General features: G+C 71.8%; 15 protein-coding genes. 10 read left to right on the top strand and 5 right to left on the bottom strand.

Annotated elements, in window-relative coordinates; translation table 11 throughout:
• Nucleotides 1-720, bottom strand: coding sequence for a 3-oxoacyl-[acyl-carrier-protein] reductase (gene fabG / locus H0H10_RS17740; protein WP_188181963.1), 720 nt, complete (start codon nt 718-720; stop codon nt 1-3).
• Between the two features lie 275 nt (nt 721-995).
• Here fabG and H0H10_RS17735 point away from each other — a divergent pair, with 275 nt between their 5' ends.
• From H0H10_RS17735 to tyrS, 3 genes are all read left to right on the top strand, one after another.
• Nucleotides 996-2,519: a TldD/PmbA family protein gene (locus tag H0H10_RS17735; protein ID WP_188181962.1), complete on the top strand. Its 1,524-nt coding sequence runs from the start codon at nt 996-998 to the stop codon at nt 2,517-2,519.
• Complete coding sequence (locus H0H10_RS17730) at nt 2,516-3,910, top strand: metallopeptidase TldD-related protein (RefSeq protein WP_188181961.1); 1,395 nt, start codon at nt 2,516-2,518, stop codon at nt 3,908-3,910. Before H0H10_RS17735 ends, H0H10_RS17730 begins: the two co-directional genes overlap by 4 nt.
• A 78-nt stretch (nt 3,911-3,988) precedes the next feature.
• Nucleotides 3,989-5,257 (top strand): tyrosine--tRNA ligase, encoded by a 1,269-nt coding sequence (gene tyrS, locus H0H10_RS17725; protein WP_188181960.1) that lies wholly within the window; start codon nt 3,989-3,991, stop codon nt 5,255-5,257.
• 73 nt (nt 5,258-5,330) lie between these two features.
• Here tyrS and H0H10_RS17720 read toward each other — a convergent pair whose 3' ends face one another.
• Nucleotides 5,331-5,612 (bottom strand): GlsB/YeaQ/YmgE family stress response membrane protein, encoded by a 282-nt coding sequence (locus tag H0H10_RS17720; protein WP_188181959.1) that lies wholly within the window; start codon nt 5,610-5,612, stop codon nt 5,331-5,333.
• Nucleotides 5,613-5,873: 261 nt separating this feature from the next.
• On the opposite strand from H0H10_RS17720, the gene H0H10_RS17715 reads away from it, so the two are divergent.
• Entirely contained in the window at nt 5,874-6,272 is a 399-nt protein-coding gene (locus H0H10_RS17715; RefSeq protein ID WP_188181958.1) for a DUF3099 domain-containing protein, read from the top strand.
• 221 nt (nt 6,273-6,493) lie between these two features.
• The gene (locus H0H10_RS17710; protein WP_188181957.1) at nt 6,494-6,727 is read left to right on the top strand and encodes a hypothetical protein; all 234 of its coding nucleotides are present in this window, start codon (nt 6,494-6,496) and stop codon (nt 6,725-6,727) included.
• Between the two features lie 19 nt (nt 6,728-6,746).
• On the opposite strand, the gene moaA is transcribed toward H0H10_RS17710, so the two are convergent.
• From moaA to H0H10_RS17695, 3 genes are all read right to left on the bottom strand, one after another.
• On the bottom strand, nt 6,747-7,736 hold the full coding sequence (gene moaA, locus H0H10_RS17705) for a GTP 3',8-cyclase MoaA (protein ID WP_309141824.1): 990 nt from the start codon (nt 7,734-7,736) through the stop codon (nt 6,747-6,749).
• A 155-nt stretch (nt 7,737-7,891) separates the two neighbouring features.
• Entirely contained in the window at nt 7,892-9,529 is a 1,638-nt protein-coding gene (locus tag H0H10_RS17700; RefSeq protein ID WP_188181955.1) for a monocarboxylic acid transporter, read from the bottom strand.
• On the bottom strand, nt 9,526-9,882 hold the full coding sequence (locus H0H10_RS17695) for a DUF485 domain-containing protein (protein ID WP_188181954.1): 357 nt from the start codon (nt 9,880-9,882) through the stop codon (nt 9,526-9,528). Before H0H10_RS17695 ends, H0H10_RS17700 begins: the two co-directional genes overlap by 4 nt.
• A gap of 262 nt (nt 9,883-10,144) precedes the next feature.
• On the opposite strand from H0H10_RS17695, the gene H0H10_RS17690 reads away from it, so the two are divergent.
• The 5 genes from H0H10_RS17690 to H0H10_RS17670 all read left to right on the top strand — a co-directional run bounded on the left by H0H10_RS17690 (nt 10,145) and on the right by H0H10_RS17670 (nt 17,424).
• Nucleotides 10,145-11,683 carry a S8 family peptidase gene (locus H0H10_RS17690; protein WP_188181953.1) on the top strand — a complete coding sequence of 513 codons (1,539 nt, stop codon included), beginning with the start codon at nt 10,145-10,147 and terminating at the stop codon, nt 11,681-11,683.
• Between the two features lie 89 nt (nt 11,684-11,772).
• Complete coding sequence (locus tag H0H10_RS17685) at nt 11,773-13,287, top strand: S8 family serine peptidase (RefSeq protein WP_188181952.1); 1,515 nt, start codon at nt 11,773-11,775, stop codon at nt 13,285-13,287.
• Nucleotides 13,288-13,338: 51 nt separating this feature from the next.
• Nucleotides 13,339-15,030: a CoA transferase gene (locus H0H10_RS17680; protein WP_373566849.1), complete on the top strand. Its 1,692-nt coding sequence runs from the start codon at nt 13,339-13,341 to the stop codon at nt 15,028-15,030.
• Between the two features lie 144 nt (nt 15,031-15,174).
• Nucleotides 15,175-16,182, top strand: a complete 1,008-nt coding sequence (locus tag H0H10_RS17675) for a CopD family protein (protein WP_309141823.1) — start codon at nt 15,175-15,177, stop codon at nt 16,180-16,182.
• 255 nt (nt 16,183-16,437) lie between these two features.
• Nucleotides 16,438-17,424 (top strand): DEDDh family exonuclease, encoded by a 987-nt coding sequence (locus H0H10_RS17670; protein ID WP_188181950.1) that lies wholly within the window; start codon nt 16,438-16,440, stop codon nt 17,422-17,424.
• Nucleotides 17,425-17,530 lie beyond the last annotated feature (106 nt).

Genomic DNA, 17,530 nt, shown 5'->3' with positions numbered 1-17,530 from the left:
TCAGTGACCCATTCCCAGTCCGCCGTCAACGGGGATGACGGCTCCAGTGATGTACGAGGCGTCGTCCGAGGCGAGGAACCGCACCGTCGCGGCGATCTCCTCCGGCTGCGCGTACCGGGCGAGCGGCACCTGCGACACGATGTTCGCCCGCTGCTCGTCGGTGAGCGCCTTCGTCATGTCGGTGTCGACGAAGCCGGGTGCGACGACGTTGAAGGTGATGTTGCGCGAGCCCAGTTCGCGGGCGAGGGAACGCGCGAAGCCGACCAGGGCCGCCTTGGAGGCCGCGTAGTTCGCCTGCCCGGCGGAGCCGAGCAGCCCGACCACCGACGAGATCAGCACGACACGGCCCTTCTTGGCGCGCAGCATGCCGCGGTTGGCGCGCTTGACGACGCGGAAGGTGCCGGTGAGGTTGGTGTCGACGACCGAGGTGAAGTCCTCCTCGGACATGCGCATCAGGAGCTGGTCCTTGGTCACGCCGGCGTTGGCGATGAGGACCTCGACCGGGCCGTGCTCGGCCTCGATCTCCTTGTAGGCCTGCTCCACCTGCTCGGAGTCGGTGATGTCGCACTTGACGGCGAGGCAGCCCAGTTCCGTCAGGGCGGCCGGCGGCTCCCCCGAGCGGTACGTGATCGCGACCTTGTCGCCGGCTTCGGCGAATGCGCGGGCGATGGCGAGGCCGATGCCCCGGTTGCCTCCGGTGACGAGAACCGAGCGGCTCAACGGATCACCCTTTCCCTAGCGGTCTGGTACTCCGCCCGAACACCCGGATGACCGGCGAAGATGAACAGGCGGCTTCCTCGAAAACCTATCGGTCCCCACCCGTCCTCGGACAATCGGGCACCCACAGTGGCTTACGGAGCTGACTGTCGGGTCCCTACAGAAAGTGGCGGACGCCGGTCGCAAAAGTGTGGTCCGCGGAGGGACGGCGCGACATGATCGGGGCAACCACCGGCCGTGGCCACCACCACCGGCCACGTCGACAGAAAGAGACGCAGGTGCCTCATACGATCGACGAAGCCTTCACAGCCCTTCCCCTGCGCGCCCTCGCCGACGCCGCCCTCGCACGCGCGCGGGCGCTCGGTGCCGAGCACGCGGACTTCCGGCTGGAGCGGGTGCGCAGCGCCTCCTGGCGGCTGCGGGACGCCAAGCCCGCCGGGTCGTCGGACACCACCGACCTCGGGTACGCGGTGCGCGTGGTGCACGGCGGCACCTGGGGCTTCGCGTCAGGTGTGGACCTCACCCTCGACGCCGCCGCCAAGGTCGCCTCGCAGGCGGTGGCGATGGCGAAGCTGTCCGCGCAGGTGATCAAGGCGGCCGGGTCGAAGGAGCGCGTGGAGCTCGCCGCCGAGCCCGTGCACGCCGACCGTACGTGGGTCTCGTCGTACGAGATCGATCCGTTCACCGTGCCGGACGCGGAGAAGGCCGGGCTGCTGGCCGACTTCAGCGAGCGGCTGCTGGCGGCCGACGGGGTCGATCACGTCGACGCCTCGCTGCTCACCGTGCACGAGAACAAGTTCTACGCCGACACCGCGGGGACCGTGACCACGCAGCAGCGGGTGCGGCTGCATCCGGTGCTCACGGCGGTGTCGGTGGACGATTCCAGCGGCGAGTTCGACTCCATGCGTACGCTCGCGCCGCCCGTGGGGCGCGGCTGGGAGTACCTGACCGGCACCGGCTGGGACTGGGACGCCGAGCTGGCCGAGATCCCGGAGCTGCTGGCCGAGAAGATGCGCGCGCCGAGCGTCGAGCCGGGCCTGTACGACCTGGTCGTCGACCCGTCCAACCTGTGGCTGACCATCCACGAGTCGATCGGCCACGCCACCGAGCTGGACCGGGCGCTCGGCTACGAGGCCGCCTACGCCGGCACCTCCTTCGCCACCTTCGACCAGCTCGGCAAGCTGCGCTACGGCTCGGAGCTGATGAACGTCACCGGGGACCGCACCGCCGAGCACGGCCTGGCCACCGTCGGCTACGACGACGAGGGCGTCGAGGCCCAGTCGTGGGACCTGGTCAAGGACGGCACGCTGGTGGGCTACCAGCTCGACCGGCGCATCGCGCGCCTCACCGGGTTCGAGCGGTCCAACGGGTGCGCCTACGCCGACTCCCCCGCCCACGTGCCCGTGCAGCGCATGGCCAACGTGTCGCTGCGGCCGGATCCCGGCGGGCTGTCCACCGAGGATCTGATCGGGGGCGTGGACCGGGGCATCTACGTCGTAGGCGACCGTTCCTGGTCAATCGATATGCAAAGGTACAACTTCCAATTCACCGGGCAGCGGTTCTTCCGGATCGAGAACGGGCGGCTCGCCGGGCAGCTGAAGGATGTCGCCTACCAGGCGACCACCACCGACTTCTGGGGGTCCATGGCGGCCGTCGGCGGGCCGCAGACCTATGTCCTCGGCGGTGCCTTCAACTGCGGCAAGGCCCAGCCGGGACAGGTCGCGTCCGTGTCGCACGGCTGCCCGTCCGCCCTGTTCAAGGGAGTCACCATCCTCAACACCACCCAGGAGGCCGGTCGATGAGCGCGCCTACGGCCAAGCCGCACGAGATCGTCGAGCGGGCGCTGGAGCTGTCCCGGGCGGACGGGTGCGTCGTCATCGCCGACGAGCACTCCACCGCCAACCTGCGCTGGGCGGGCAACGCGCTCACCACCAACGGCGTCACCCGCGGGCGCACGCTCACGGTCGTCGCCACCGTCGACGGCCGGGAGGGCACGGCGTCCGGGGTGGTGTCGCGCTCGGCGGTGACCGCCGAGGAGCTGGAGCCCCTGGTGCGTGCCGCCGAGGCGGCAGCGCGCGGCGCCGGGCCCGCGGAGGACGCGCAGCCGCTGGTCACCGGCGTACCGGTGTCGCCCGACTTCACCGACGCGCCCGCCGAGACGTCGTCGGCCGTCTTCGCCGACTTCGCGCCCGCCCTCGGTGAGGCGTTCGCACGCGCGCGTGCGGGCGGCCGCGAGTTGTACGGCTTCGCCAATCACGAGCTGGTCTCGACCTACCTCGGTACGTCGACGGGGCTGCGGCTGCGCCACGACCAGCCCACCGGGACGCTGGAGCTGAACGCCAAGTCGCCGGACCGCACCCGGTCGGCCTGGGCGGGGCGCGCCACGCGGGACTTCAAGGACGTCGACCCGGCGGCGCTGGACGCGGAGCTGGCCGTACGGCTGGGCTGGGCCGAGCGGCGCGTGGAGCTGCCCGCCGGCCGGTACGAGACGCTGCTTCCGCCGACCGCGGTCGCGGACCTGCTGATCTACCAGCTGTGGTCGGCCTCGGGGCGGGACGCGGCCGAGGGGCGCACGGTGTTCTCGAAGCCGGGCGGCGGCACGCGCGTCGGCGAGCGGCTCGGCGAGCTGCCGCTGACCCTGCGCAGCGATCCGAACGAGCCCGGCCTGGAGACCCCGCCCTTCGTGATCGCGCACTCCTCCGGCGCCGATCAGTCGGTGTTCGACAACGGGCTGCCGGTGGCGGCCACCGACTGGATCCGCGAGGGCGAGCTGACCCATCTGACGACCACCCGGCACAGCGCCGGCCTGACGGGGCTGCCGGTGGCACCGGTGATCGGCAATCTGATCCTGGAGGGCGGCGACGACCGCTCCCTGGAGGAGATGGTCGCGGACACCGGCCGCGGGCTGCTGCTGACCTGCCTGTGGTACATCCGCGAGGTCGACCCGGCGACGCTGCTGCTCACCGGGCTCACCCGGGACGGGGTCTACCTGGTCGAGAACGGCGAGGTGACCGGCGAGGTGAACAACTTCCGGTTCAACGAGTCGCCGGTGGACCTGCTGGGCCGCGCCACGGAGGCCGGGCGTACGGAGAGGACGCTGCCGAGGGAGTGGAGCGACTGGTTCACCAGGGCGGCGATGCCGGCGCTGCGCGTTCCGGATTTCAATATGAGCTCTGTCAGCCAGGGCGTATAACCTCGTAGGCGTCGCAGTCGGCCGTCACCCGACCGGCCGAAGACCATCGGGCACCATCACCTAGGAGACACGAGAACCGTGACGGACATCGTCGACGAGCTGAAGTGGCGTGGGCTGTTCGCCCAGTCCACTGACGAGGACGCTTTGCGCAAGGCGCTCGCGGACGGTCCCGTCACGTTCTATTGCGGCTTCGACCCGACCGCGCCGTCGCTGCACGTGGGGCACCTGGTGCAGGTGCTCACCGTGCGCCGGCTGCAGATGGCCGGTCACCGGCCGCTGGCGCTGGTCGGCGGGGCCACGGGCCAGATCGGCGACCCGCGCCCGACCGCGGAGCGCACGCTGAACTCGCCGGAGACGGTCGCCGGCTGGGTCGAGCGGCTGCGCGGCCAGATCGAGCCGTTCCTGTCCTTCGAGGGCGAGAACGCGGCCGTGATGGTCAACAACCTCGACTGGACGCAGAACCTCTCCGCGATCGAGTTCCTGCGGGACATCGGCAAGCACTTCCGCGTCAACAAGATGCTGACGAAGGACTCCGTCGCGCGGCGCCTGGAGTCCTCCGAGGGCATCAGCTACACGGAGTTCAGCTACCAGCTGCTGCAGGCGATGGACTTCCTCCAGCTCTACCGGCGCTACGGCTGCACGATGCAGCAGGGCGGCAGCGACCAGTGGGGCAACCTCACGGCCGGCCTGGACCTGCTCCACCGGCTGGAGCCGGACGCCTCCGTCCACGCCTACGCGACGCCGCTGATGACGAAGGCGGACGGCACCAAGTTCGGCAAGACCGAGGGCGGCGCCGTGTGGCTCGACCCGGAGATGACGACGCCGTACGCGTTCTACCAGTTCTGGCTGAACGTGGACGACCGGGACATCTCGGGTTACATGCGGATTCTGTCCTTCAAGTCCCGCGAGGAGCTGGAGGAGCTGGAGCGGCAGACGCAGGAGCGTCCGCAGGCCCGGGCGGCGCAGCGCGCGCTGGCCGAGGAGCTGACGACGCTGGTGCACGGCGCCGACCAGACGGCCGCCGTGATCGCCGCGTCCAAGGCGCTGTTCGGCCAGGGCGACCTGGCGGAGCTGGACGACAGGACGCTGGCCGCGGCCCTGTCGGAGGTGCCGCACATCCGGGTCGCCGAGCTGGGCCCGGTCGTCGACCTGTTCGCCGAGGTCGGCCTGGTCGCCAGCAAGTCCGCCGCGCGCCGCACGGTCAAGGAGGGCGGCGCCTACGTGAACAACGCCAAGGTCACCGGCGAGGACGCGGTCCCCGCCAAGGAGGACCTGCTGCACGGGCGCTGGCTGGTGCTGCGCCGCGGCAAGAAGAACCTGGCCGCGGTGGAGGTCAGGGGCGCCTGAGCGCGCTCACGAGGGGGCGGTTCCCGGCGCCGGGGCGTGTCGGGAACCGCCCCCTCGACGCATGTCCCGCCGGTCAGATCCGCTGCCGTCGCCGATTGCCCCGTACCGCCATGTAGGCCGCGTCGCCGAGGGCCACGATGATGATCGCGGCCACGAGCTGGAAGAGGTGCCGCCACCAGTCGATGCCGGAGGTCGCCGCGACGCCGACCGCCCGGGCGATCGCGTTGCCGGCGATGGCGCCGAGCATGCCGAAGATGGTGGTCAGCCACAGGGGACTGTGCTGCTTGCCCGGAATGACCGCCTTGGCGATCAGGCCCAGCACGAATCCGACGATGATCGCCCACAACCAGCCCATGGATGCCTCCTCGTACGGCTCTACGTGAGCATTACGGCCAGTGTCCGGCGCTACCACGTACGGCGCATCCCGGCTACGGCCGTACGGGTGACGGCCCTACGGGGTGCGGCGCACGCCGTCCGCGCAGGCCGGGGGTGCCCCGGTCTCGTGGCCGTCGCAGGTGCGGCGTAACGTGGGAGCTGTCCGGGACCGGTGTTCCCCGAACGGCCGCGGACGGGAACGGGGCGGGGAGAGTCCGATGCGGGCGGATGGTGGAACGTGATGCGGAAGCGGAGTGCCGGCGGCAGCGCCCAGGTGTTCCGGATCACCGGAGCCCGGGCGGGCCTGCAGGAGGACGTGCGCGGGCGGCAGCGCCGCTACGTCATCTCGATGTCGATCCGCACGCTGGCGGTGATCCTCGCGGCCTGCCTGTGGAACGTGGAGCAGCACGTCGCGATCGTGGCCCTGGTGCTCGGGGCGGTCCTGCCGTACATCGCGGTGGTGATCGCCAACGCCGGGCGGGAGAACGCGCCGTCGCTGCCGTCGACGTTCGTGACGGCGCCGACGCCGCCGATGATCATGCCGCCGCGTCCGGACGACGGCTCGGCGGAATCCGTCCCGGAAGACGCCGTGACCGATCCGGTGGCCGGCGCGCGAAGCGAGTCGCACGACCGGCCGTGACCGGTGGGGACCGGCCGCGGGCGGACGGCGCCCGTGCGTCAGCTCAAGAAAAGCTCAGATCAATCATGTTGTTCCGGTGCCGGGCGGCGGGTGAGCCGTGACATACTTCGTACGCGCTCCGCATCCCCCGTCGGAGCGACGGACCGACGCCGGGCAGCTCCCCCCGTGGCTGCTCGGCGTCGCCTTTTTCCGTGGTCTTTCCGTAGTTGTGAGACGAACCTGTGAGTGACGAGACGACCCCGATCTGCTCCGCCAAGGGCTGCCGGACCGCCGCCGTGTGGGTGCTGGCCTGGAACAACCCGAAGATCCACACTCCGGAGCGCCGCAAGACGTGGCTCGCGTGCGAGGAGCACCGGGAGCATCTGTCCCAGTTCCTCGGAGTGCGGGGGTTCCTGAAGGACGTGGTGAGGTTCGAGGACTGGCGGGCGGCCGAGGGCGCCCGGGACCGGTCCTAGGCGCAGGGCCCGAAGCGGGCTAGCCGCCGATCGCCGACATCGGGCGGTCGGGCTGGACGAACGACGGGTCGTCGAGGCCGGCCCCGGCCTTCTTGCCCCACATGGCCAGGCGCCAGATGCGGGCGATCTCCTCGTCGGGGGCGCCGGAGCGCAGGGCGGCGCGCAGGTCGGTCTCCTCGCGGGCGAACAGGCAGGTGCGCACCTGGCCGTCGGCGGTCAGGCGGGTGCGGTCGCAGGCGGCGCAGAACGGGCGGGTGACGGAGGCGATGACCCCGACGCGGTGCGGGCCGCCGTCCACGATCCAGCGCTCGGCCGGGGCGGAGCCGCGCTCCTCGGCGCCCTCGGGGGTCAGCTCGAAGCGGGTGCGCAGGGAGGCGAGGATGTCGCCGGCGGTGACCATGCCGTCGCGCTTCCAGCCGTGCTGGGCGTCCAGCGGCATCTGCTCGATGAAGCGCAGCTCGTAGTCGTGCTCGACGGCCCAGGCCAGCAGGTCGGGGGCCTCGTCGTCGTTGAGCCCCGGCATCAGGACGGAGTTGACCTTCACCGGGGTCAGGCCGGCCTCGCGGGCGGCGTGGAGTCCTTCGAGGACGTCCTTGTGGCGGTCCCGGCGGGTGAGGGTCTTGAAGACGTCCGGGCGGAGCGTGTCGAGGGAGACGTTCACCCGGTCCAGGCCGGCGGCCTTCAGGGCCGGTGCCGTGCGCTTCAGGCCGATGCCGTTGGTGGTCAGGGACGTCTGCGGGCGCGGGTCGAGGGCGGCGACGCGCTCCACGATGCCGACCAGGCCGGGCCGCAGCAGCGGCTCGCCGCCGGTGAAGCGGACCTCCGTGACGCCCAGGGAGGTGACGGCGATGTCGATGAGGCGGACGATCTCGTCGTCCGTCAGCAGGTCGGGCTTGGCCAGCCACTGCAGGCCCTCCTCGGGCATGCAGTAGGTGCAGCGCAGGTTGCACCGGTCGGTCAGCGAGACCCTCAGGTCGGTGGCCACTCGGCCGTAGGTGTCGATGAGCACGTGGCCCCCTCCCTCGACGCGGATCGGCGGAGTACTCATCTCCACCGACATCTGTGAGCCTACGTGACGCCGCCGACATCGACAGCGGCCCGATCCCACGACGTGGGGCGCGGCCGCGTCGTAGGGATCTACGAGCGGCCGCGTCCGGGGGTGGCTCAGTGGGCTCCGGTGCCGGTCAGGGACCGGACCTCCAGCTCCGCGTACTTCGCCGCGTCGGGCTCCTCCTTGGACAGGACCGTGCCGAGCCAGCCCATGAGGAAGCCGAACGGGATCGAGATGATGCCCGGGTTCTTCAGCGGGAACCAGGCGAAGTCGACGTCGGGGAACATCGCCTTGGGGTCGCCGGAGACGACGGGCGAGAACAGCACCAGGCCGACGGCGACGATCAGACCGCCGTAGATCGACCACAGGGCGCCCTGGGTGGTGAACCGCTTCCAGAACAGGCTGTACAGGATGGTCGGCAGGTTGGCGGAGGCCGCGACCGCGAAGGCCAGGGCGACCAGGCCGGCCACGTTCAGGTCGCGGGCGAGGGCGCCGAGGGCGATGGAGACGACGCCGATGAAGACGGTCGCCCAGCGGGCGGCCTTCATCTCCTCCTTCTCGGTGGCCCGGCCCTTGCGGATGACGTTGGCGTAGATGTCGTGCGCGAAGGAGGAGGACGAGGCGAGGGTGAGGCCGGCGACCACGGCGAGGATCGTCGCGAACGCCACGGCCGAGATGGTGGCGAGCAGGATCGCGCCCCAGGCCGAGTCGACGCCGCCGATGTGCAGGGCGAGCAGCGGGGCCGCCGTGTTGCCGGACGGGTTGGACTCGATGATCTCCTTCTGCGAGATGAGCGCCGCCGCGCCGAAGCCGAGGGCGATGGTCATCAGGTAGAAGGCCCCGATGATGCCGATCGCCCAGTTCACGGACTTACGGGCGGCCTTGGCGTTGGGCACGGTGTAGAAGCGGATCAGGATGTGCGGCAGGCCGGCGGTGCCGAGCACCAGGGCGATGCCGAGCGAGATGAAGTCCAGCTTGGAGGTGCCGGTCGCGCCGTACTGCAGGCCGGGCTCCAGGAAGGCGGCGCCCTTGCCGCTGTTCTCGGCGGCCGTGCCGAGCAGGTCGGAGATGTTGAAGTCGAACTTCAGCAGCACCAGGAAGGTGATCAGCAGGGTGCCGCCGATCAGCAGGACGGCCTTGACCATCTGGACCCAGGTGGTGCCCTTCATGCCGCCGATGGAGACGTACACGATCATCAGGACGCCGACGAGGGCGACGATGAGGATCTTGCCGGCGTCGGAGGTGATGCCGAGCAGCAGGGACACGAGGACGCCCGCGCCCGCCATCTGGGCCAGCAGGTAGAAGATCGAGACGACGATCGTGGAGGTGCCGGCGGCGGTGCGCACGGGGCGCTGGCGCATGCGGTAGGCGAGGACGTCGCCCATCGTGTAGCGGCCGGAGTTCCTCAGCGGCTCGGCGACCAGGAGCAGGGCCACGAGCCAGGCGACCAGGAAGCCGATGGAGTACAGGAAGCCGTCGTAGCCGAAGATGGCAATCGCGCCCGCGATGCCGAGGAAGGACGCGGCCGACATGTAGTCGCCGGAGACGGCGAGTCCGTTCTGGAAGGCGCTGAACTGGCGGCCGCCCGCGTAGAAGTCGGCGGCGTCCTTGGTCTGGCGGCCCGCCCAGACGGTGATGACCAGCGTGGCGACGACGAAGACCGCGAAGAGCGTGATGATGAGCGGCCGGTGCTCGCTGGCCTCGTTGGCCGCGAGATCGGCGGCGAGGACACTGTGCTGAACGGGGCTCATGCGCCGCCCTCCATCCGGGACTTGATGGCCTCGGCCTTGGGGTCGAGCTTCGCGGCGGCGTGCCGCGAGTACCACCAGGCGATGAGGAACGTGGTGACGAACTGGGCGAGGCCGAAGACGAACGCGACGTTGATGTTGCCGAACAGCTCGGTGCCCATGAAGCCGCCCGCGTAGTTCGAGAGCAGCACGTACAGCAGGTACCAGGCGACGAAGGCGATCGTCAGCGGGAAGGCGAAGGAGCGGAAGGAGCGGCGCAGTTCACCGAACTCCGCGCTCTGCTGCACCTCGGAGAACTCCTCGGGCGAGGGGAGTCGGTGTTGCTCTTTCGAGGGGGGCGGTGCGTCGGTGGCCACGGAGTCTCCTCGTACGACGGACATGACGGGCTTGGACCTCGGTGTGACGGGGGCTGAACGTGTTCGTGCTCCCTGCCCAACGACACGGCGGTCCACGGGCACCGGTTCAACGCGTACGACACTTTCCGAAGTCACCTGTGGGAAGTCATTGCTGGCCAGCGACTGCGGGAGATAGCTTCACCCTGCACCACTGAGTCATGTACCTGCCCGAGCACCACCTGTGTCTCGGGCCGGTTTCGTTTCCGGATGATGTGGAGACCCCATGGTTCATCTGCGTTCCAGACGCCGGCTGGCCCTCGCCGTGCCGGTCGTGCTGTCGCTGACCGCGTCGCTCGGCTTCCTGCCGGCGGCCGCATCGGCCGCCGAGCACGCCGGGCAGGCCGAGGCCGCCGCGCAGTCCACGCAGGCGCCGAAGCTGGCGTATGTCGTCAACACGAAGGCGGACACCCGCACGATCGCGTCGGTGAAGAAGGCGATCGCCGCGGCCGGCGGCAGCGTGGTCGCCACGTACGAGAAGATCGGTGTGATCGTCGTGCACTCGGCGAACCCCGACTTCGGCAAGGAGATACGCGCGGCGCGCGGAGTGCAGTCGGCGGGTGCGACCCGCACCGCGCCGCTGACCGCCGCGGGGACGACCGACGAGGGCGCCGCGGAGATCCTGTCCGCCGCGCAGGCCGCGCGGACCGCGAAGGCGTCCGAGGCCGCGGGCGCCGGCGAGCCCCTGGAAGCGGACCAGTGGGACCTGCGCGCGATCGGCGCCGACAAGGCCGCTGAGATCAACCCGGGCAGCAGCAAGGTGACCGTCGCCGTGATCGACACCGGCGTCGACGACACCCACCCCGACCTCGCCCCGAACTTCTCCGCGTCGCAGTCCGCCAACTGCGTCGGCGGCAAGGCGGACACCAGCGAGGGCGCCTGGCGGCCGTACACCGCCGAGGACTACCACGGCACGCACGTGGCCGGTGAGATCGCCGCCGCCCGCAACGGCATCGGCGTCGCCGGCGTGGCGCCGGGCGTGAAGGTCTCCGGCATCAAGGTGAGCGACCCGGACAACGGCCTCTTCTACCCGGAGAGCGTCGTCTGCGCCTTCGTGTTCGCCGCCGACCACGGCGTCGAGATCACCAACAACAGCTACTACGTGGACCCGTGGCTGTACAACTGCATGGACGACCCCGACCAGCGGGCCATCGTCGACGCGGTCAACCGGGCCCAGCTGTACGCCCAGAAGAAGGGCACCCTGCACCTCGCCTCGGCGGGCAACTCCAACCACGACCTGGACTCGGACGCGATCGTCGACGACTCCAGCCCCGACGACTCCACGCCGGTCGAGCGCACCATCGACCCGCACGAGTGCTTCGACGTGCCGACCCAGCTGCCGGGTGTCGTCACGGTCAGCGCGACGGGTGTGCAGAACCTCAAGTCGTACTACTCCTCGTACGGCAAGGGTGTCGTGGACGTCGCGGCGCCGGGCGGCGACCGCCTCTACCAGATCCCCGACACGCCGTCGAAGAACGGCCGCATCCTGTCCACCATGCCGAACAACCAGTACGGCTTCCTTCAGGGCACGTCGATGGCCTCGCCGCACGCCGCGGGCGTCGCCGCGCTGCTGAAGTCGAAGTACCCGCACGCCGGTCCGGCCGAGCTGCAGGCCCTGCTGAAGGCCCAGGCGAACAACCCGGGCTGCCCGGCCTCCTACGACCAGGACGGCGACGGCACGCAGGACGCGGTGTGCGAGGGCGGCAAGCGCCTCAACGGCTTCTACGGGGCCGGGATCGTCGACGCGCTGCGCGCGGTGAAGTGACCTCGCGCCGGAACCGCACTCCGGCACCCTCACTTCGGCACCCGCACCCCCGTACTTCGGCATCTCGAACGAAACTGGAGACACAGCACATGACAGCGCCTCATCCGCGTCACCGCCGCGCCTTCGCCGTCTCGGCCGGTATGGCCATGGCGACGGCCCTCGCGTTCCTGCCCAACGTGCAGGCCACCGCCGCCGAGGCCCCGTCGGCCACGGCGGAGGCGACCGCGCTCAGCTACGTCGTCAACGTCCAGCCCGGCCACGCCCCCTCGGCGCACGTGAAGCGGGCGATAGCCAAGGCCGGCGGCACGATAGTGACGTCGTACGACCGGATCGGCGTGATCGTCGTCCACTCGTCGAACCCGGACTTCGCCAAGACCGTCCGCAAGGTGCGCGGCGTGCAGTCGGCCGGCGCCACCCGGACGGCTCCGCTGCCCTCGGCCGCCACGACCGACGTGGGCACGCCGAAGGTGCTCAGCGCGCGGGAGGCGGCCGCCGCGGAGGCCGCCGAGGGCCAGGACCCGCTCCAGTCCCTGCAGTGGGACCTGCCCGCCATCAAGGCGGACAAGGCGCACGAGAAGTCGCTGGGCAGCGACAAGGTGACCGTCGCGGTCATCGACACCGGCGTGGACGACACCCACCCGGACATCGCGCCGAACTTCGACCGGAACGCGTCCGTCAACTGTGTGTCGGGCAAGCCGGACACCACGGACGGCGCCTGGCGGCCGGGGGCGGCGGAGAGCCCGCACGGCACCCACGTGGCCGGTGAGATCGCGGCCGCCAAGAACGGGGTCGGCATGACGGGCGTCGCGCCCGGCGTGAAGGTCTCGGGCATCAAGGTGTCGAACCCGGACGGCTTCTTCTACACCGAGGCCGTGGTCTGCGGGTTCATGTGGGCGGCCGAGCACGGCGTCGACGTGACCAACAACAGCTACTACACCGACCCGTGGTACTTCAACTGCAAGAACGACCCGGACCAGAAGGCGCTCGTCGAGGCCGTCTCCCGGGCGTCGCGGTACGCGGAGAAGAAGGGCGCGGTCAACGTCGCCGCGGCCGGCAACGAGAACTACGACCTCGCGGCCGACGAGATCACCGACCCGGTCTCCCCCAACGACTCCACGCCTTCGGACCGGGTCGTCGACCCGTCGGAGTGCTACGACATCCCGACCCAGCTGCCGGGGGTCGTCACGGTCGCGGCGACCGGAGCGAAGGGCCTGAAGTCGTCCTTCTCCAACCACGGCCTGGGCGTCGTCGACATCGCCGCGCCCGGCGGCGACTCGACGGCCTACCAGACGCCGGCACCGCCCGCCACCAGCGGCCTGATCCTGGGCACGCTGCCCGGCGGCAAGTGGGGCTACATGGCCGGTACGTCGATGGCCTCGCCGCACGTCGCGGGTGTCGCCGCGCTCATCAAGTCCACGCACCCGCACGCCTCCCCGGCGCTGGTGAAGGCCCTGCTGTACGCCGAGGCCGACGCCACGCCGTGCACCAAGCCGTACGACATCGACGGCGACGGCAAGGTCGACGCGGTGTGCGAGGGCTCGAAGAACCGCAACGGCTTCTACGGCTGGGGCATGGCGGACGCGCTGGACGCCGTGACCCGGTAGCCGGCCCGGCAGGTTCTCATATCGATCCAGTCGATACTGCATAGTGCAGTCATGACTGACATCGCGTTCGCCTGGTCCGCGTTGGGCGGTGATCCCGCCCTTCTCGGGCAGGTGACGACGACCGTGCGGGAGGGTGCCCTTGAGGGGCGCCTTCCCGCACGGGAACTCGCCCGGGCCTGCGTCGGCGCGTGTGCGCTGGCCGCCGCCGAGTCGGCGGCGCGGCGGGCCGGGCTCTCGCGGGTGCCCGCGGTGCGGGTGGACGACGGGGCCGTCGCCGCGGCGTTCACCAGTGAGCGGCATCTGCGGATCGACGGACGGGAGCCGGTGTCGTTCGCGCCGCTGTCCCGTTTCTGGCGGACCGCCGACGGGTGGGTGCGGACGCACGCGAACTATCCGCACCACCGGGAGCGGCTGCTCGCCGCCCTGGGCGTGCCGGGGGATCCCGCCCTCGTGGCGGCGGCGCTCGCGGAACGGTCCGCCCTGGAGGCCGAGGAGGCGGTGTACGCCGCCGGGGGTCTGGCCGTCGCGCTGCGCACGCCGCGGGAGTGGGCGGAGCACGAGCAGGGCGTGGCGGTGGCCCGTCGGCCGTTGGTGGAGCGTGAGCGGCTGGACTCGGCACCCGCGCGCGTCTGGGCGCCGGCGCCCGTCTCGTCGCCGGCTGCGGGGCTGCGCGTCCTGGATCTGACCCGGGTCATCGCCGGACCGGTCGCCACCCGTACGCTCGCGCTGCTCGGCGCGGACGTGCTGCGGGTCGACCCGCCCGGTCTGCCCGAACTGCCCGACCAGCAGGCCGACACGGGGTTCGGGAAGCGGTCGGCGAGGCTGGACCTGACGGCCGACCGGGAGACCTTCGAGGAGCTGCTCGCCGCGGCGGACGTCGTCGTCACCGGGTACCGGCCGGGCTCCCTGGACCGGTTCGGGCTGTCCCCGGAGGCGCTGGCGGAACGGCGGCCCGGGCTGGTCGTGGCGCAGTTGTCGGCGTGGGGCGCGTACGGGCCGTGGGGCGGGCGGCGCGGGTTCGACAGCCTGGTGCAGGCGGCCACGGGGATCGCGGCGGTCGAGGGGTCGGCGGACCGGCCGGGGGCGCTGCCCGCGCAGGCCCTCGACCACGGCACGGGCTACTTGCTGGCGGCGGGCGTGCTGCGGTCCCTGACCGAGCAGTCGGCCGAGGGCGGCACCCGATGCGTACGCCTGTCCCTCGCCCGCACGGCCACTTGGCTGACGACCGGTATCGGGCCGGGGGGCGCGGAGGGAGCGGGCGACGCGGCTGACGTGCGCGACGCGGAGAGGGCATGCCGCGGGGGCGGCCTGAGCGGCACGTTCAGCGCGGGCAGCGCGAATGGTGCGGGCAGCGCTCGCCGCGCGGGCGGCGCAGGAGGCGCGAAGACCCCGAGCGGCGAAAGCCACGTGCCCGACGCGAACGGCGCGGAGGGCGTGGGCTGTACGGACGACGCGGACGCCGTGGACGGCCGGAGCCGTGCGGGCAGCGCAGATGGCGTGGAGACCCTGCGCGGCGTCAGCCGCGTGAGCGGCGCGCACAGCGCGAACGACGCGGACGGCGGGAGCCGTGTGGGCGGCGGGAGCGGGGATGTGTATGAGGGGCCCGGGGCTTGGCTGGCCGAGAGGGGGAGTCGGGTCGGGTGGTTGCGGTATGTGTTGTCGCCGGTTTGCTTCGTCGGCGGTCCGGTCGACTGGGAGCGGCCGCCGGGGCCCTGGGGTGCGGATGCCGCGCGGTGGGTGTGAGGGGTTTTCCGACGGTTCGTGGGTCTTCTGCGGCGTTCCGCGAACCGCGGGGGCGGCCGAAAACGTCCTCATGTGCGGAATGCCGTGCCGCCAGTTGTTTTCCGGAACTTGCCCGCTTCTGGGGGAGCTGGTGAAGATCTTGAGGTGACCTTGATGAGACCCCCGTCCCGGAGCGCCGACACCGGGAGGCACGCACGCCCGGCCGGTACCGGCCGGGCCGGTGCCGTCCTGGTGCTGGTGGCGCTGGCCGCACTGATACCCGTGTTCGGCCCGTCCCCCGCACTGCACGGCACCGGCGAGGCCGCCCCGCCCGGCAGCGGGGGCATCGGTCTCCTGCGCACGGTGCTGTTCGCGGCCCTGAGCATCCCCGTCGGCGAACTGTTCGTCGACCGGCTGGCCCGCTCCCTCCCCGGCGCCCCGGCGGACCGCCCCCGCAGCTGGTCCCCGTACGCGGGCGCGGTCGGCTTCGTCGCCGCGCTGGGCCTCGCGTCGGTCGTGGCCACCGGCAACCTGGTGCCGGGCAGCCCGGCCGACATCGACGTCGGCGGCCTCTACGAGTCCCGGGACGGCAAGCTCGCGCTCCTGGAGGTCAACGCGTTCCTCGCGGCCGCCCTGTGCGCCGCCTCACGCCGGCCGGCCACCCAGGTCTGGCCGCTGGCCGCCGTCGTCGTCGCGGAGGCACTGCGCGCACATCCCCCGACCGAGTACAGCCCGCTGATCGGCTCCGGGCTGACCCTCGTCCATCTCACGTGCGCGTCGCTGTGGGCCGGCGGGCTGCTGTACGCGCTGCGGGTGCTGGCGCTGTGGCGGGGCGCGGAGGCCGGGCCGGCCCTGCTGGGGCTCTACGCGCGCGTGGCGGCCGTCCTGCTCGCCGCCATCACGGCCACGGGGGTGTGCAGTTCGCTGCGCCGGATGCCGCCGGGCACGATCGCGGACCAGCTGACCGGCACGGCGTACGGGCGGGTCCTGCTCGCCAAGGTCGTCCTGGTGGCGGCGGTCGCCGCCCTCGCCCTGTGGGCCAGGGTCCGGCTGAGCCGCGCCGCGGACCCGCTGACCGCCTGCTCCCCGGCGCGCGCGGAGATCATCGTCCTGGGCGTGGTGGTCGCGGTGTCGGGACTGCTGACGGCGCTTCCGCTGCCGATCCGCTGGTAACCCCGCTGCCCGGCCCTGCCCCGCGTGCCGGTGACGCCCGGCGCGGCCGCCGTCGTGCGTGGGTTGCGTCACACGCGGACGGTGTCACCGGGGGCACCCGCAGGCGCCGTCCCGGCGCCCCTCGGCGGTCCCGCCGCCCGCCGGGACGGGAACCTTCCGTCCCCGGGCGGGACTTGACGCGGGAACCGGTCCGGGGCGCGCGACGGGGCACCTGCGCGGTCCGGGTGTCAGTCGTGGCCCGTATCCTCATGGACCATGCTCGAAGACCGCACGACCGCAGCGTCGTCCGCCACAGCGTGGCCGGCCGCGTATCCGCAGGGATACGCGGTCGTTGACGTGGAGACCACCGGCCTGGCCCGCGACGACCGCATCATCTCCGCGGCCGTCTACCGCCTGGACGCGCGCGGCGAGGTCGAGGACCACTGGTACACGCTGGTCAATCCGGAGCGGGACCCGGGCCCGGTGTGGATACACGGTCTGACGAGCGAGATGCTCGAAGGGGCGCCCCTCTTCCGGGACATCGCCGCGGAGTTCGCGGCCCGGCTCGACGGGCGGGTGCTCGTCGCGCACAACGCCGTCTTCGACTGGCAGATGATCGCCCGGGAGTACGCGCGCGCGAAGAGCGAGGCCCCCGTGCGCCAACGGCTGTGCACCATCGCGCTCTCCAAGGAGCTGGGCCTGCCGCTGCCCAACCACAAGCTGGAGTCGCTGGCCGCGCACTTCGGCGTCGTACAGCGGCGGGCGCACCACGCGCTGGACGACGCTCGGGTGCTGGCCGAGGCGTTCCGGCCGAGTCTCGCCGCCGCCGCGGCGGGCGGCGTACGGCTGCCGCTGCACGAGTGCCGGCCGCTGACGGAGTGGTCGGACCGGCCCGCACCCCGGATCGGACAGCAGGCGGGCTACGGCGGCTACCGGCAGGGCACTTGGCGCCCCTCCCGCAAAAGGCCCGCATGCCCCTATCCCAACCCGGGTCGTTACGAAGAGGGCAAAAGACTCAAGCAGGGCATGCGGGTCGCCTTCTCGGGTGACACGTCGGTCGAGCGGGAGCTGCTGGAGGACCGGGCGACGGAGGCCGGGCTGCACGTCGCGACGAGCCTGTCCCGGCTGACCAGCCTGCTGGTCACCAACGACCCGGACTCCGGCACGTCGAAGGTGGTCAAGGCCCGGCAGTACGGGACGCCGGTGGTGGACGAGGCGGCGTTTGGACAGTTGCTCGCGGACGTCGAACCCGCGGACGGCTGACCCGTACGGCGGACGGCCGGACCGGCGGCCGCCTCCGCACGGGAGCCCCCGCACGGGCGCCTGACACCGGACGGGTGATTGCCGGGCGACTCGCCCGGCGCCCGCT

The organism is Streptomyces griseicoloratus (assembly GCF_014534645.1).
In the GTDB taxonomy this organism is placed as follows: domain Bacteria; phylum Actinomycetota; class Actinomycetes; order Streptomycetales; family Streptomycetaceae; genus Streptomyces; species Streptomyces griseicoloratus.
This window is presented reverse-complemented; position numbering and strand designations above follow the sequence as displayed.